This is a genomic window from Lactobacillus sp. UMNPBX1, assembly GCF_002554085.1.
GTDB classification, from domain to species: domain Bacteria; phylum Bacillota; class Bacilli; order Lactobacillales; family Lactobacillaceae; genus Lactobacillus; species Lactobacillus crispatus.
The window spans coordinates 1-16,560 of record NZ_PCZI01000026.1; the positions used below are offsets into that span (position 1 = coordinate 1).

A 16,560-nucleotide genomic window follows, 5' to 3' on the forward strand; every position below is an offset into this window, starting at 1 on the left:
AACCCTTCTTTTTTTGTTATCTAATTTCTATTTACACAAGAATTTATACTGAACCACATTTTAATTGAAAAATTACAAAAAATTTTATTTTTCGTCCTGATTTGATTAAAATTAAAGAGTAAGGAGAAATTATTATGAATGAGCAAGAAGAATTATCTGATGCAATTATTAATTTTCAAGTAAAACACCATGTTAATGACACTGATCTAGCATTTGCTAGTCACCTATCAGTTGAAAAAGTCCATGCTATGAAAACTGGTGATGGTCAATTTACAGCTGAAGAAGTAAATCAACTTTATGACTATATGTCAGCTAATGCTTAGTTAACTACAAAAAAGAGCTTCATTTCTTGATTGAAATGAAGCTCTTTTTTTGCATTAATTAATCTATTTTTGGTTCAAGATATTTCTTCACGAATACTAGATTCAAAATACCGAAAACAAGGCTAACAATAAACAAGCATAAATCATCTAACCAGATTGGATCGGTTGCTTGTAAATTTGGACTCTTATCAACAAAGCCCTGTAACTTAGACATAAAGATCATGCCGCAGTAAGCTGCGACAATTACCAAAATTGCGATAATTAACAAGCGAGCCCAAACTGTACTCTTAAACGGCAAGAAATCAGTAATTACTCGCGAACTAAAATTGGCAAAGCTGACAAAGAAGTAAATGATTAAAATTATCAAAATGATAAACAACCAATGAAAAGCAAGCATTCGATTGCTAGTTATTTCAACGCCGGGAACTGTTTTAATTGGATACAGACCAAACTCACGAAATGCTTGAGCAAAACTGTCTGCCCCGCAACTAGGGATCAGCAACAGACTATTAACGATTTCTTGCAGCAAGAAGAAATAACCACATGCCAGCAAACTGCTAAATATATTAGCTAAGTATGTTTTTCGTTCATCGCTAGCTGCTAAATGCCAGGTTTGACTCAGATTAATTTTTTCATTTTGCCAACATGTAATCGCACAAAAGGCAAAATCAATGTATAAAGTCACATAGACAAAATTATTGCGCCAGAATTGCCCTAAATTTTTAGACGGCAGATTTGCTAGACCATTCCAATTTTTGAAAAGAAGAAAATAACCTGATAAAAATACTACAGCAAAGATATTAATTAAGAAAACCAAATAAATAAATTTTCTTTTTTGCGTCCACATTTGCCTAAACAAGGTCCAAAAATTCGTCACTATCTACCCCTCCCCTTCAATTAACGATTAATTATCTTAGGTTCGACAAATTTACTCATTAAGTAGCTGTCGATTGCTCCTAAAACAATTGCTCCTGCAAAGTACTCAACCACTGAAATACCCAATGGATCATATGCTGCTTCTTTGGCAAAACGATGCAAATACATAGCAGTAATTTGTTCGTTTAGCTGTTCAGCAATCAAGATTGCAATAATCACAATCACTGCCATCACAAATAACTTAATAACAATATTATTGTTAACTGGCAATTGATCAACAATTACTTTCGTCAAAAAATTAGCAAAACTGACAAAAGTCATAATAACTAAAACCGTTCCAGTTAAGAACAATAGAAATTCAATTAATAAACTAGCATCTGCCCAAGTAACTTTAGCATCAACTAAGTCATGAAGCAGTGAATAATGATGACTTAAATTATCAATCATAGCAGCAACGAAGCCTAAAATGACTTGAATTACAAAAATATAAATACATTCAACTAAACTAGAAAGCATATTAATCAGCCAGATTTTGACACTTGAAGCTGGAGCTAGCTGCCAAGTTTGACTGAGGTTGATTTTTTCATTTTGCCAGCAAAGCAGACCAACAAAAATCACATCGGCAATCGGCGTTTTGAGCATTCCTGCACTAAGCAAACGATCTAGCCAATTACTGTCCTTACTAATGTTGAGATAAGCTAAATTGCTTTTATCTAACAGAGCCATTACCAGCAAAAAAAGGACTGCAAAAACTTGTAATAACAAAACTAAGTTAGCGTAGCGCCTTTTTTGCACAAACATTTGCTTAAACAAGGTCTTAAAATTTGCCATAAAAAACTCCTAATTCTGTTTTGCTTCTACGAATTTATTCAAAAGCAAGATATCAATCAAAGTAATCACAACATCAAAGACCAAGAATTGAAGAATCGTAGTGGCATAGTTAATATCCTGGCTGTTGACCATAAAAGGACTAAACTTTCCTAAGACTGAAAAGATAATTGTTGCCGCATGGCCTAAAATCCAAATAATCGCAATAATTACAATTACTCTAATAATAAAGGTCCATACTTTACTTGAGCCACCTGGCAAAAAATCAATAATGCTGCGGCTTGCTAGGTTAAGCAAACTTACAATTGCGTACCAAGCATAGCCAATAAAAATGATTAGCAGCAAACTTCCGAGCATTGTTTGCCAGTCTCTTGCTGAAAGATGGATGCTAGCCTGACCTATTGCTTTGCGCACATCTTGATCAGACAACATCGGCAAAAGGGTAACGATTATCGTGACCGCTTCTAAAATTCCTAACCAAATATAAGTTAAAAATGCTGTCCCAAAATTGCTAAGCAAAAACTTAGTATCAGTTACCGGAATCAAGCGCCAAGTTTGACTGCGATTAATTTTTTCATTCTTGATTGAAGAAATAATCCAATAAACAAAATCAGCGATAAATGACGTTATCAGCATCATTACTGCAAATACAGCGAGAAAAGCAACAATCACATTGACAGAACTAGTATCTTTTCCATTAACAAATTCTGGTCTACCATTTTCCGAAACAAAACCAATAATTGTAAAACATAAACTAGCAAAGGCTTGAATTAAGAAGATTAAATAGACTGACTTGCTTTTTTCTTGAAACATTCGATTAAACAATGTGTTAAAACTAGTCATTATTCATCATCCTCATCTGCATAAAAACTTTCATAGTATTCTTCGATTGACTTATGCGTTTGACGAATGTCATCTGCTGATTTATGTTCCAAAACCGTATGATTTTTCACAATTACTACTTCATCAAGTAAAGATGAAATTTCATTGACAAAGTGATCTGAGATTAAAATCGTTGCCTTTTCATCTTTCCACAAAATGATGGAATTAATAATTTTCTTTCGAGCCATTGCATCAATCCCACCAAAAGGTTCATCAAGTAAATACAAATCTGCTTTACGAGCAAATGTTAAAGCAATAATCAATTTTTCACGCATTCCTCGTGATAACTGACTCAACTTCATTTCAGGATCTAATTTCATAAACTTACGCAGCTCATCGAATTCATTCTCATCAAAATCTTGAAAAATCGTTGCGTAAAATTTAACCACTTCCTTGATCTTTGTTGAATCGCTGAAGCCAGTTAAACCATCAGTAAAAGACAACTTAGCCTTTCTTTCTGCCTCTTTTGTTGCCCCCTCTAAATTAATTTCGCCTTTGTAATTCTTAGCTACACCGGCAATAATTCGCATCAAAGTGGTCTTACCAGCACCATTTTCACCAAGTAAAGCAACAATCTTGCCAGGAGCTAAATTCAAGTTCACATCTTGCAATACTTGCTTCTGATTTTTCTTATAACTTACATCTTTAATAGCTAATAAATCATTCATTCTGATCCCCACCATTTTTTAAATAATTCTCTAACGTTGAAACTAACTCGTTTCTTCCTATTCCAAACTTTTCCATATTTTGAACAAACTGTTCTAATTCATTATTAATTAATGACTGCTTGGTTTCGGATAATAGTTTAGTATCTTCAGTAACAAAATTACCTTCGCCACGTTTAGTATAAAGAATACCTTGACTGTTCATCTGTTGTAGTGCTCTTTGCACGGTATTAACATTAACGGTTAATTCTAGAGCAAGTTTTCTAACAGAAGGAATCTTCTCACCAGCTGTTAACTTGCCTAAAGCAATTTGACGATACAAGTATTGTTCAATCTGAAGATAAATAGGAATATTATCTTTAAATTCCATTTACTTAGCTCCTATTTTACACTGTATTATTAATCTATTACACTAACTATAATACTCACTTTAGTCACTTTTTGCAAGGGCTAAGTTTAATCACTTTGTTTCACAAGTTCATAAAAGTTAAAAGTACAACAAAAAGATAGTCTATAATCCTATAATGACGGTAATTATAAACTATCTTTTATTTTTAATAGTATTAGTGCATAATTTTTATTTATTAACTATGTTTACCCTATTTCCTAATCTATCAATAATCTCATATTAGATCAGAAATAGAATTATTGATATTTTTAGTCAAAAATGTTTCACTACTTAGCTCTTTCAGCGTTTAATTCCGCCATTTTAATCATGACATCGACCGCTTTCCACATAGACTCAAGAACAGTGTATTCGTAACGACCATGCATGTTTTCTTCACCTGCAAAAATGTTAGGACAAGGAAGACCCATATAAGTCAATTGTGAACCATCTGTACCACCACGAACTGGATCTTCGTTAATTTCAAGACATTCTGCCTTATATGCATCCCTAGCTAAATCAACGATATCCATATGCTTCTTTAATTCATCAGCCATGTTGTAGTATTGATCCCACATCTTTAACTTGATTCGTTCAGTACCAAATTCAGCATTCATCTTGTCAACGATTGATTTAACTAAGTTCTTACGTTCTTCAAGGCCATCACGTTCAAAGTCACGAATAATATAATCAAGATGAGCATTATCAACGGTTCCATCAAAATTCATCAAGTGGAAGAAGCCTTCACGACCATCAGTGTGCTCTGGACGATCATGTTCTGGCAATTGATTATGGAAATCAATACCTACTTGAATTGCATTAATCATTTGACCTTTAGCAACAGCTGGGTGAACATTCACACCTTGAATATCAAGGCTAAATTGTGCTGCTGAGAAAGTTCCCCAGTCAAGCTTACCAGGTGCTTCACCATCGACAGTAAAAGCAAAATCTGCACCAAAGTCTTTTACATCAAAGTGTTCAGCACCTGTACCAATTTCCTCATCTGGAGTAAATGCTAAACGAATCTTGCCGTGCTTAACTTCTGGATGATTCATTAAGTATTCCGCAAAGGTCATTAATTCAGAAACACCACACTTGTCGTCCCCACCAAGCAAGGTATCGCCTGAGGCAGTAATTATAGTTTGACCCTTGTAATTCCTCAAGTGTGGAAAGACCTTTGGATCAAGGTAAAATTCTGAATCGCCTAATTGAATTTTGCTTTCACCATCATAATTTTCATGAATCTGTGGTTTAACATTTTCTGAATTAAAGTCAGCTGTATCACTATGTGCTAAAAAGCCCATTACCGGAACATCATAGTCAACGTTTGAAGGAATTTCAGCAATTACACTACCTGCTTTTTGGTTGTAATGAATGTCACTTAAACCTAAGTCTTCAAGATCCTTCATAATGACATTCTTTTGGAAGTTTTCTTCTCTTTCAGTTGATGGAAAGCGATCTGAGTGTTCGTCAGAACGCGAATTAACTTTAACGTACTTTAAAAATCTAGGTAACAAATTAGGATATTCCATATATAACTCTCTTTCTAATTAAAATAAGTCTTGAAATGGATTGGTAGAAACCTCGGAAAGCTCAATTCCAACATTCCAGTTATTTTCTTCATTCCACTTTTTAAGTCGATCATAGACCTTGTACTTAAATAGTTTTTCAGTATAATGACCAGGATCAACAACAGTTAAACCAGATGAAATCATATCATGGCCTACATGATAATAAACATCCCCAGTAATAAAAGCATCTAAATGGTCATCTAAGGCTCTAGTCCAATATTTACCACCATCGCCACAAATAAATCCTACACTGGTAATTGGCTTTTCATTGTTTGCAGTAATCAGACGTGCCATTTTAATTTGCATTTTTTCTTTAACATAATAGGCAAAATCATAAGCAGTCATTGTTCTAGGTAACTTTCCTTTTCTACCCATAGCAATTCCATCATCATCCAGACAAAATGGTTCAACATCTTGCAGACCTAATTCCTCTGCTTGCCAATCAGCAGATCCATCTTGGGCTTTATCTGAATTAGTATGAATTGAATAAACAGTAATTCCATTCTTGATAATATTGCCATACATTGCGTTTTGTGCATTCGCAAAATCCAAATTTTGTGCTGGTCTAAACATTACAGGATGGTGACTAACGATGAAATCAACCCCTTTTTCAACAGCTTCTTCAACTACCTGGGGACGTACATCTAAAGTAGTCATTACTTTGGTAACATCAGCCTCCATTGATCCAATTTGCATACCAACAGGATCACCTTGTGAAGCAATGTTTTCCGGAAAATCTTGTCGCAAGCGCGCAACAATGTCTTTTACTTTGGTCAATTCTCCAATTCCTCCTTGATTAATTTAATATCATGATCTACTTCATTGATTCGATCTTCGTCTTTTTTTCTTGCTTTATTCAAATTAACCAGCAATCTTTGATAATAAGCGAGTTGGCCTTCCCATTTCTGATAAAAAACTGGATTCTTTTCTTGTACAATAAAGGGGCCAAAAAAGATTTCCTTTTCAGTCATCTCATGCTTTTCTTCAGTTAAGCTAGCCTTAATTAATTCATAAGTATGCCCAGCCTCTGCAATTAATTTTTCTGAGATAATCTTATAATTATGCATCATCAGCCAATTACGTACCCCTGCTTCGCCTATATTAGGTTCTAGTACCAGAGTTTTAAATTGTGCATCTTTGCTCCAAGCTCTATCAAGAATATCAGTCATTAACTTGCCGCCCATTCCGGCAATCACAACTGTATCAATCTGATCAGCATGAGTAACGGTTTCTAACCCACTACCTAAGCGAGTTTCAATTTGCTCGGTTAACCCAGCTGCTGCAATATCATTTTTAGCATTTTCAAGAGGGCCCTCTGCAACGTCACTAGCAATTGCATAATCAATTTTGCCATTTTTTACTAATTCAATTGGCAAGTATGCATGATCAGTTCCAATATCAGCCACTCGACTGCCAGGATCTACCATCTTTGCCAACGTATTTAATCTTAAATTCATGTTTCCTCCATAAAAGATATGGTTAAACAAATTTTAGCATATTTCATAGTCTTATTTTGCTACTATTTGATATAATCGTCACAGAAAGCGGGTTTTTTACATGAGTAGAACAGAAAATGTCACATTAACTAATATGTGCATGGTTAAAAACAAAGATCAGGTTTTAGTTCTTGATCGCAACGATCCGGTCTGGCCAGGACTTACTTTTCCTGGTGGTCATGTTGAAGCGCATGAATCTTTTCATGATTCTGTCGTCAGGGAAGTCAAAGAAGAAACTGGATTAACGATTAGTCATCCTCAATTAGTTGGTGTTAAACAATTTTATGATCACAATGATGAACGTTATTTAGTATTTTTCTACATAGCTGAACAATTTTCGGGTACCGTTAAAGAATCAGACGAAGGTAAACTAACCTGGATGAGTGCTAAAGAATTGAAAAAGCAAAAGTTAGCTTACAATTTTGATCATGATTTACCAGTATTTTTTGAACAAACAATTAGTGAACATATGCTTGACGGAAAGCGAGATGAGCTATTTTAATGAAAAAAACTGAAAGTAAGTTTGCACTTTTAGCTGCTTTAATTGCTATTTTAGCTTTTGCCTCTATTCCCTTATGGCAAAACAATCTGAATAGTTTACGACCACAAACTCACACGGTTAAGAAAAAGAAGACTGCTAAAAAGAAAAAAGTCGTTTATGTTACTTGGGGTTACCCTTTTAAGAAGCTCTATGAAAAGAAAATTAAATTTAAATCTGGACAAAAGTTTGGTGAAACTGACGTCATTCGTCGAGTCTATCCTAGCAAGAGTTATTTTCATGATGGCTATGACTTCGGATTTAGTGAAGTTGGACATTCTTCCGTATATGCTGTGCATGCGGGAACTGTCCATCGTGTTAAATACGCCCCAGGTTTAGGACTTTATATTTGGATTATTTCCGATGATGGCTATGTTGAAGTTTACCAGGAAGGCTTCCTCAGTATTACTGATATTTATGTTAAAAAAGGTCAAAAAGTCAAGTTGGGACAAAAAATTGGTAAACTGACCGGCTCTCACATTCATTTAGGAGTTACTAAGACAGATAAAGATTACATTGATAAAAAGCATGACAATACGCCATGCAAATACTATTGGAAAGATAATGGCACTTGGTTAAATCCAATGAAAATCATTGAAGATAATCTAAGGGCAGCAGGTAAAGATCCAGTCCAATAAAAAAGAGCTAAGTAAAACTTAGCTCTTTTAATATAGATAATTATAATTAATCCATGAAATCACGTAATTGATTTGAGCGACTTGGATGACGCAACTTACGTAATGCCTTAGCTTCAATCTGACGAATACGTTCTCTGGTAACACCAAATACCTTACCTACTTCTTCCAAAGTACGGGTACGACCATCATCAAGACCAAAACGCAAACGCAAAACATTTTCCTCACGATCAGTTAAAGTCTCAAGTACTTGTTCAAGTTGTTCCTTCAACATTTCGTAAGAAGCGTGTTGTTCTGGACTAGTTGCATCCTTATCCTCAATAAAGTCGCCTAAGTGTGAATCATCCTCTTCGCCAATAGGTGTTTCTAATGAAACAGGTTCTTGAGCAATTTTTAGAATATCACGTACTTTATTGGTTGGCATATTCATTTCTGCACCAATTTCTTCTGGTGTAGGTTCACGGCCTAAGTCCTGTAACAATTGACGTTGTATCCTGATCAATTTATTAATTGTTTCGACCATGTGAACAGGAATTCTAATTGTACGTGCTTGGTCAGCGATCGCACGAGTAATTGCCTGTCTAATCCACCAAGTTGCGTAGGTTGAGAACTTAAAGCCTAGACGATAATCAAACTTATCAACGGCTTTCATTAGTCCCATATTACCTTCTTGAATCAAATCAAGGAATGACATACCACGTCCTACATAACGCTTAGCAATAGAAACTACCAAACGAAGGTTGGCTTCGGCTAATTCTTGCTTTGCCTCTTCATCCCCGGATTCAATTCTTTTGGCAAGAGCAATTTCTTGATCAGCAGTAAGAAGTGGTACACGACCAATTTCCTTCAAATACATCCGCACTGGATCGTTCATGCGTACGCTTGATGGAGCAGACATATCCTTTAATTCAGCCTTTTCAACATCCTTTTGTTTCTTTAAGGCTAACTTTGAAGGATCACCGTTTTCATCAACAATGCTAATACCATTATCTTCAAACTCTTGTACTAGTTGATCTACAGCCTTGCCTTGTAAGTTATAAGGCTTAATCAAACGAGCAGTGAAATCTTCTTCAGTGATCGACTTATCTTTCTTTACGTCTTTTACGACTTGCTTAACCATCTTATCTAAAGATAGTTTTTGTGTAGTTTCTTTTTCTGCCACTAAAAAGCCTCCTTATTAACCTAAGATCCGTTTTAATCCAATAATCTCCTGAGTGATTGCAATAATTCCTTGTGCATCATTTTTGCGCTTAGCATCCTGTAATTGAGCTTGAAGCTCATTCAGCCTGGAATAGATGTTGCGTCTTTTTAATGCTAGAACCAAAGCATCAACTTCTTGAATTGTAGAATCTTTTGGCATCTGTGCCATTTCAGCATCTACTATTATACCTTGAAGTTGCTCAGGAATAAAATCTAAGAACCCATCAATTTGTGGATTTTCATGAGTTTCCGCATATTTTAACCAATCCTGTGCCAGAGTTTCAAAATCCTGATTAGGAAAATGAAATTGCCCTTCTAACATATATTTTTGAGCATCAGTTGAATGAATAAATAAATACAAGAGTCTGGTCTGACTAGGATTTTTTTCAACTACTGACTGCTCTGTAGGCACGTCTTCATCACCAGGTAAAGGTACGTCTATCGGATAATCAGGTGAATTTCTTTGAGAATTACGTACATGATTGCGTGCCCGATTATTTCGCCGTCTTTCTTTAGCAAGATTTGCCTTTAACGAAGCAATAGAAACCCCACTAGACTTCGCCAATTTTTCAGTATACATATCTTGCTCAACTGGATTGCGCACTTGTGCAATTTCTTTTACGGCCTCACCTAAATAAGCAATCTTTTCACGGTCATTATCTAAGTTATATTTTTGTTCCAACCGTTTTAAGAAAAAGTCAGTCGGCGTTAAGGCACCTTTGACTTCTTCCAGATACTTCTCAGCGCCATATTTTTTGACGTATTCATCAGGATCTAGTTTTTCTGGTAAAACTACAATTCCTAAATTAAAATTGCCATCTTTATTAAACATACGTGCAGCACGTTCTTCGGCATGGACTCCTGGATCATCTCCATCATAATTAATAATGATATTAGGAGTAATACGTCTCAACAAATATATTTGGTCATCTGTTAAACTAGTTCCCATTGAAGCAATTCCTGATTTTACTCCTGCCTTATATGCTGCAATTACATCCATATAACCTTCATACAGAACTAAGTGACCTTCACCACGAGCTGCTTTCTTTGCTTCTGCAAAGTGGAATAATACCTTTGACTTGGTAAAAATCTCCGTTTCAGGACTATTCATATACTTAGCTTCGGTCTTATCATTAGAAATTCGTCTACCAGAAAAGCCTATCGTTCTCCCATTTTCATTATCCAATGGAAACATCAAACGGTCACGAAAACGGTCGTATAACTGCCCATCCCTAGCTTGAACAAATAAACCACTTTGTGCTAGATCATCATCTTGATAACCTTTACTACGTAAATAAGTAATCAAAACATTATCAGCTTTAGGGGCATAGCCTATCTTAAAATGATCTAATATTTCTTGATCTAGTTCTCGTTTTTGAGCATACTGCATCCCCCGTTCACCGGCTTTGGTAGTCAAAAGCACACGATGATAAAAATCAACGGCATCCTGATGCATTTGCATAAGTGGATTTAATTTGGTGCCACTATTATGACCATACCCATTAGGCATAGCAATATGGGCAAACTTAGCTACTCGCTCAACGCTTTCGGGAAAAGTTAAATCATCCTTATACATCAAGAATTTAAAAACATTTCCACCCTTACCACAACCAAAGCACTTAAAAAACTGCTTATCAGCATTTACAGTAAACGACGGAGTTTTTTCTTGATGAAAAGGGCAAAGACCAATATAGTCTTTGCCTTTTTTCTCAAGCGAAACGTACTGACTGATAACATCAACAATATTGACGTTACTGCGAACCTCTGAAATAAAATCTTCAGGAATCCGTCCAGCCATATGAATCACCCTTTTTCTATCTAAATTAACTACTTAATAACTAACTTGCTTAAGTCACCTAAACGATCTGCTAATTCATTAACTGCATATAATTGTGCTAAGCGATTATTCTTGACCTTTTCGTCCTTAGCCATGATCATATTAGTTTCAAAGTATTGATCAATCACTGGTTGCAGTTGAACAAAACCTTGGTAGAGATCAGCCAAACTTTCAATATCTTGCAAGTTTTGAACGCCAGCGTAAAGTTCTTTTTCACTGTTATCATCAAAGAGACTTTCATCAACAGCAGTATTACTCTTAAATTTAGCCTTCTTTAAGATGTTATCAATTCTAGTCAAACTCTCAACTACTGGCTTGAATTCTTCATCATCATGGTGAAGTTGCAATACAGTAGCTGCTGCTAAAATTTGACTTGGATCTTGTTGACTTGAAGCAAGAACAGCATCAATAATATCATACTTGAAGTCATTCTTTTGTAAGTATTGCTTGACACGATCACGAATGAAGTCTGCAATTTCCTGGTCAGCATCACTCTTAGGTAGCTTAGCTGGAGTTACACCATTAAGCATACTAATGATTTCTGGTAAAACTTCGTTAAATGGTAATGACCACTTCTCATTAAGTAAGATTCTTACAATACCATATGCATAACGACGAAGTGCGTATGGGTCATTAGATGATGTAGGAATCATTCCTGCACCAAAGAAGGTTACAATTGTATCAATTTTATCAGCAATTGATAATAATGAACCAACCGTAGTTTCAGGAAGTGGACCTTCAGCAGTGGCAGGCATGTAGTGTTCCTTGATTGCAACTGAAACTTCTTCGTCCTCACCTGCAAGACGAGCATAATGCATGCCCATTACACCTTGAAGTTCTGCAAACTCACCAACCATTTGGGTAACTAAGTCAAACTTGTAAAGTTCACTAGCACGGTCGAAATCCTTGACTACATTCTCTGGTAAATCCCAACGCTTAGCTAAGTAATCACCAATCATGCGAACACGTTGCATCTTTTCAGCCATTGAACCAATCTTATCGTGGAATGAAACATTCTTAAGACGATCAACAAAATGACTAAGTGGATACTTGCGGTCTTCATCATAGAAGAATTGAGCATCGTCCAAACGAGCAACTAAAACTTTTTCATTACCTGAAATAACATTATCAAGGTAATCTTTATTTCCGTTACGAACAGCAATAAAGTGATTAATTAACTTACCATTTTCATCATAGACTTCAAAGTATCTTTGATTGTCTTTCATTGAAGTAATCAGCACTTCATCAGGAATCTTCAAATACTTTTCATCAAATGAACCAGCAAATACAGTCGGATATTCTACTAAATAAGTAACTTCTTCGAGTAAATCACGATCTGGTTTAACTTGCCAGTTGTTCTTCTTAACTAATTCATTCATTTGACGAACGATCATATCTTTACGTTCATCTGCATCAGCAATTACAAATTGATCTTTTAATGCATCTTCATAGTCATCAGCATTGGCCAAAACAACTGAATCGCCTAAGAAACGATGGCCTTGAGTTTTACGACCTGCAGTAATATCCAAAATCTTAACGGGAATTACATCACTGCCAAATAATGAAACAAGCCAGTGAATTGGACGAACAAACTCAAAATCATTTGAATCCCACCGCATCTTAGTAGGGAAAGTCATCGCCTTAATGATATCGCTCATACCAAGTAAGATATCACTAGCTTTCTTACCTTCCTTTTGAACGTGAACATAAGCGTATTCAGTACCCTTAAGTTCTTCAAAATAGATATCGTCTGTAGTCATTCCTTGGCCACGAGCAAATCCTTGAGCAGCCTTAGTCCAATTACCATCTTGATCTTGAGCAATCTTCTTAGCTGGACCTTTTTTAACTTCATCAATATCGTCTTGCTTTTCAGCCAAATCTTCAACCAAAATAGTCAAACGACGTGGAGTTGAAAAAGTCTTAATATCTTTAAATTTCAAGCCATTTTCTTTTAAAAATTTTCTTGTTCTGTCAGCTAATTGCTTAACGCTGCGTGGTACAACGTGAGCTGGCATTTCTTCAGTACCAATTTCAAATAAATAATCTTTAGCCATTTTCTACCCCCGCCTTTTTGTCTTCTGCACTTTTAAGCAATGGGAAGCCACGTTTTTCACGTTCTTCGACAAATTTGACAGCAACTTCATGCGCAAGATTTCTAATTCTTGATAAATAACCAGCACGTTCAGTAACTGAAACAGCACCACGAGCATCAAGCAAGTTAAAAGTATGTGAACACTTCAAAATATAATCGTATGCTGGGTGAACCAAATTCTTATCTAATAAACGCTTAGCAGTTGCTTCATAAATATCAAAGAACTGAAGCAATTGTTCTTGATTTGATTCTTCAAATGCATATTTAGAATGTTCATATTCTGGTTGCTTGAAGATATCACGATAAAGAATGCCATTACCCCATTCAAGATCAAATACTGAGTTAACATCCTGAATATATGACGCAAGGCGTTCAACACCGTAAGTGATTTCACTCATAGTTGGCTTAACATCTAATTCACCAACAACTTGGAAGTATGTGAATTGGCTAACTTCCATACCGTCAAGCCATACTTCCCAACCAACACCAGCACAACCCATAGATGGGTTAGCCCAGTTATCTTCAACGAAACGAATATCGTGTTCCAAAGGATCGATACCTAAAACTTTCAAACTGTCTAGGTAATATTGTTGAATATCCTTAGGAGCTGGCTTAATAACAACTTGGAATTGGTGGTGTTGGAATAACCGATTAGGGTTTTCACCATAACGACCATCTGCAGGTCTTCTAGAAGGCTCTACATAACAAGCTGCCCATGGTTCTGGACCAACTGCACGAAGAAAAGTGTAAGGACTCATTGTACCCGCACCCTTTTCAACATCGTATGAAGGCATAATCATACAACCTTTGGAGGACCAGAATTGTTCCAGCTTAAAGATCATATTCTGAATATTTAATTTCTTATCTGCCATTTCCTTTAATCTCCTCCTGCGCTAGGCCATAAAAAAAGCCTATGCAAAATTTTGCATAGGGACGAAATATATCGCGGTTCCACCCTAATTCAGGAAGTATCCTTCCTGCTCTTAATTGAACAATATGACTAGAGGTGCCTTTTCCTAGATGTCCTCACACCGACCGACATTCGCTGAACTAGTACTTTTCTTAAATCCTCATCATCGTCAAATACGTTTTTATTTTAACACATGGGTCATGGTAAAACCAGATTTTTACTAACTAAAAAGTTTTAATTCATCTAAAAATTTCTTAGTCTTTAAATTTAGGCCTATTGTTTCATGGTAAATACGATCAATCGCTTTTCTAGTAGCCCTCTTCGTTTCTTCATTAATTTTAATATCGCCTAATCGCTCAATCGGTAATAAGCCAATTGTTCTAATTACAGCAGTTTCTTTTGGCTTTAAATGCATTCGGCTAGTAACTGTACTAAAATGATCGCTACAAATAACTCCACCCATTTTAATCGAATAATCAAAAACGCCTTTTTCCTTACCACAAATAACACAATGCTTTAGCTGTGGCTCAACACCATATGCTGCTAATATTTTCATCTGCACAATTTGTGTAATCATTTCTGCATCAACGCCACTATCTATTTTTTTCAAAGCAAATAAAGCTAAATCATAATATTTACCAATTGGCTGATATTCTACAAAGGCGTGATCAATTAAATCAAAAATAAAAGAAATATAAGCGTTCTTGGTTAAATCATTATATAAGCCATCAAACTGCCTTGCCTCTTTATATGTGCGTAAATTACTTAAGCCCTTTCCGCTCGTATAAATTACGTAAGTACCAATAGAAAAATTTAATGTTGCTGCACTTAATCTTGATTTAGGCCTCAGGGCTCCTTTAACAATCAGAGTCATAATTCCATCTTGTTTAGTCATAATTTTGGCTAATAAATCTGCTTCCTTATATTTCTGCCTTTTAAAGATAATACCCTGAACTTCTTTTAGTTCACGTGCCATATCATGACTCCTTTAGTATGTCAACTACCCTAGACTGAAGTCTAGGGCTTGGTGGCTCGTTAGCTTGCGCTAACCAGAACACCAACTTGCTTAGATACGGACTTGACTTACCAGCAGTAATCTTTTGACTATTGCCGATAGAGGTCGTCTAATTACCAAAGCCTTTTAAGTCCGCGAGTTGCCAGCGGACTGCAGCCTAGCTTAGGCTGCTTTTTTCTTTTGTTTTTGGACTCTGCTACTTGCCTAATCCTTTTTCTAAGATGTTCACTGCCGCATTCCAATCACGAATATGGTGCGTTCGACAGATTGGGCACGTCCATTCCCGATCCTTAAGGGTTAATTTCTTATAACCGTTTTGGCCCATAATACTGCCACATTGATGGCATCTTTGGGTGGTGTACTTAGGATCAATTGTTAGAAATTCTTTGCCATATAGCTTGGCTTTATAAGCCAGCATATTCAGGAAACTACGCCAGCCAACATCTGAAATAGCTTGTGATAAGGCATGATTCTTTAACAGATTTCTGCTTCTTAATTCCTCGGCAACTACTAAATCGTGGTTTTTGATTAGTGCAGTTGAGAGTACTTGTAAAAATTCATTACGCTGTCTGCGAATCTTGTCGTGCAGTCTGGCAACTGATAAGCGTTGCTTTTGATAATTCTTAGCTGTCCGCAAATTACGCCCGTCTTTTTTGGCACGTCTTTGTCTGCGTGAGAGTATGCGTTGGGCATGGGCGAGCTTCTTTTCAGCTTTGCGGTAAAAGCGTGGATTAGCAACCATTGTGCCGTTCGATCCCGTCAGAAAATTATCAAGGTTAAGGTCAATGCCAATTTGACTCTGCGTCTTAGGCAATTCCTTAATAAAAGCAGTATCGCTGCCTAATTGCATTGATAAGTAGAATTGCTCGTCAGCGGTCTTTTTTATCGTGACTGTGCCGATTCGAGTTGGAATATGGTTAAGCAAGCGCTCTTTAATCAGTTTTCTAAAACCAGCAATGCGGACAATTCCCAGCTTAGGCAGTTTAATATGTTTAGCATCAATAAACCTAGCCGTCCCGTTATCAAGAAAAGCTTCTGGCTGCTTAGGATATTGACAGTTGGTCTGATATGACCAGTCGCTGCGTTTTTTATGAAAAGTTGGGATTCCATGACCAATCTTACGATAGTTATTCCAAGCTTTCTGGTAGTTCTGAATAGCGTTGGCAATAGCGAGGCTATCAATTTCTTTAACACGCAAAAAGCTATAAGTATCACGAATATTCCTTGGCTTATCCAATAGTTCGCTATTAGTGACTACTTCTTCTGCCAGCCTAGTCTCATAATTATTAAGAATAGAAAAGGCAAAA

General features: G+C 36.1%; 17 protein-coding genes. 3 read left to right on the forward strand and 14 right to left on the reverse strand.

The window, feature by feature from the left end; genetic code table 11:
- The first annotated feature begins 134 nt into the window (after positions 1–134).
- Positions 135–323: an LBP_cg2779 family protein gene (locus CP352_RS09940; RefSeq protein ID WP_013086417.1), complete on the forward strand. Its 189-nt coding sequence runs from the start codon at positions 135–137 to the stop codon at positions 321–323.
- Between the two features lie 58 nt (positions 324–381).
- On the opposite strand, the gene CP352_RS09945 is transcribed toward CP352_RS09940, so the two are convergent.
- The 8 genes from CP352_RS09945 to CP352_RS09980 form a co-directional block, all read right to left on the reverse strand.
- Positions 382–1,200: a hypothetical protein gene (locus CP352_RS09945; RefSeq protein ID WP_005719705.1), complete on the reverse strand. Its 819-nt coding sequence runs from the start codon at positions 1,198–1,200 to the stop codon at positions 382–384.
- Between the two features lie 20 nt (positions 1,201–1,220).
- Complete coding sequence (locus CP352_RS09950; protein ID WP_013086419.1) at positions 1,221–2,030, reverse strand: hypothetical protein; 810 nt, start codon at positions 2,028–2,030, stop codon at positions 1,221–1,223.
- 9 nt (positions 2,031–2,039) lie between these two features.
- Entirely contained in the window at positions 2,040–2,870 is an 831-nt protein-coding gene (locus tag CP352_RS09955; RefSeq protein ID WP_089145379.1) for an ABC transporter permease, read from the reverse strand.
- A complete protein-coding gene (locus tag CP352_RS09960; RefSeq protein ID WP_089150750.1) occupies positions 2,870–3,577 on the reverse strand; it encodes an ATP-binding cassette domain-containing protein in 708 nt (235 codons plus the stop codon). The genes CP352_RS09955 and CP352_RS09960 overlap by 1 nt, the downstream gene beginning before the upstream one ends.
- Positions 3,570–3,944, reverse strand: coding sequence for a GntR family transcriptional regulator (locus CP352_RS09965; RefSeq protein ID WP_013086421.1), 375 nt, complete (start codon positions 3,942–3,944; stop codon positions 3,570–3,572). Before CP352_RS09965 ends, CP352_RS09960 begins: the two co-directional genes overlap by 8 nt.
- Positions 3,945–4,249: 305 nt before the next feature.
- Positions 4,250–5,491, reverse strand: a complete 1,242-nt coding sequence (gene pepT / locus CP352_RS09970; protein ID WP_089143292.1) for a peptidase T — start codon at positions 5,489–5,491, stop codon at positions 4,250–4,252.
- 18 nt (positions 5,492–5,509) lie between these two features.
- The gene (locus tag CP352_RS09975) at positions 5,510–6,307 is read right to left on the reverse strand and encodes a Nif3-like dinuclear metal center hexameric protein (RefSeq protein ID WP_060462354.1); all 798 of its coding nucleotides are present in this window, start codon (positions 6,305–6,307) and stop codon (positions 5,510–5,512) included.
- Positions 6,304–6,987: a class I SAM-dependent methyltransferase gene (locus CP352_RS09980; protein ID WP_013086424.1), complete on the reverse strand. Its 684-nt coding sequence runs from the start codon at positions 6,985–6,987 to the stop codon at positions 6,304–6,306. Before CP352_RS09980 ends, CP352_RS09975 begins: the two co-directional genes overlap by 4 nt.
- A 100-nt stretch (positions 6,988–7,087) precedes the next feature.
- Between CP352_RS09980 and CP352_RS09985 the strand changes: the two genes are divergently transcribed.
- Both CP352_RS09985 and CP352_RS09990 read left to right on the forward strand, forming a co-directional pair.
- Positions 7,088–7,528 (forward strand): 8-oxo-dGTP diphosphatase, encoded by a 441-nt coding sequence (locus CP352_RS09985; protein ID WP_005719714.1) that lies wholly within the window; start codon positions 7,088–7,090, stop codon positions 7,526–7,528.
- Entirely contained in the window at positions 7,528–8,202 is a 675-nt protein-coding gene (locus tag CP352_RS09990) for a M23 family metallopeptidase (protein WP_089143291.1), read from the forward strand. Before CP352_RS09985 ends, CP352_RS09990 begins: the two co-directional genes overlap by 1 nt.
- Positions 8,203–8,248: 46 nt before the next feature.
- Here the strand turns inward: CP352_RS09990 and rpoD are convergent, their stop codons facing one another.
- The 6 genes from rpoD to CP352_RS10020 all read right to left on the reverse strand — a co-directional run.
- Positions 8,249–9,361: an RNA polymerase sigma factor RpoD gene (gene rpoD, locus CP352_RS09995; RefSeq protein ID WP_005719716.1), complete on the reverse strand. Its 1,113-nt coding sequence runs from the start codon at positions 9,359–9,361 to the stop codon at positions 8,249–8,251.
- A 15-nt stretch (positions 9,362–9,376) separates the two neighbouring features.
- A complete protein-coding gene (dnaG, locus tag CP352_RS10000; RefSeq protein WP_143438872.1) occupies positions 9,377–11,197 on the reverse strand; it encodes a DNA primase in 1,821 nt (606 codons plus the stop codon).
- Between the two features lie 29 nt (positions 11,198–11,226).
- Positions 11,227–13,290, reverse strand: a complete 2,064-nt coding sequence (gene glyS / locus CP352_RS10005) for a glycine--tRNA ligase subunit beta (RefSeq protein ID WP_068812882.1) — start codon at positions 13,288–13,290, stop codon at positions 11,227–11,229.
- Positions 13,283–14,200 (reverse strand): glycine--tRNA ligase subunit alpha, encoded by a 918-nt coding sequence (gene glyQ, locus CP352_RS10010; protein WP_005719721.1) that lies wholly within the window; start codon positions 14,198–14,200, stop codon positions 13,283–13,285. The genes glyS and glyQ overlap by 8 nt, the downstream gene beginning before the upstream one ends.
- A 258-nt stretch (positions 14,201–14,458) precedes the next feature.
- Positions 14,459–15,214, reverse strand: coding sequence for a DNA repair protein RecO (recO, locus tag CP352_RS10015; RefSeq protein ID WP_060462357.1), 756 nt, complete (start codon positions 15,212–15,214; stop codon positions 14,459–14,461).
- 235 nt (positions 15,215–15,449) lie between these two features.
- The coding region (locus tag CP352_RS10020) for an RNA-guided endonuclease TnpB family protein (RefSeq protein WP_098034934.1) at positions 15,450–16,560 on the reverse strand (1,111 nt) is incomplete at its 5' end.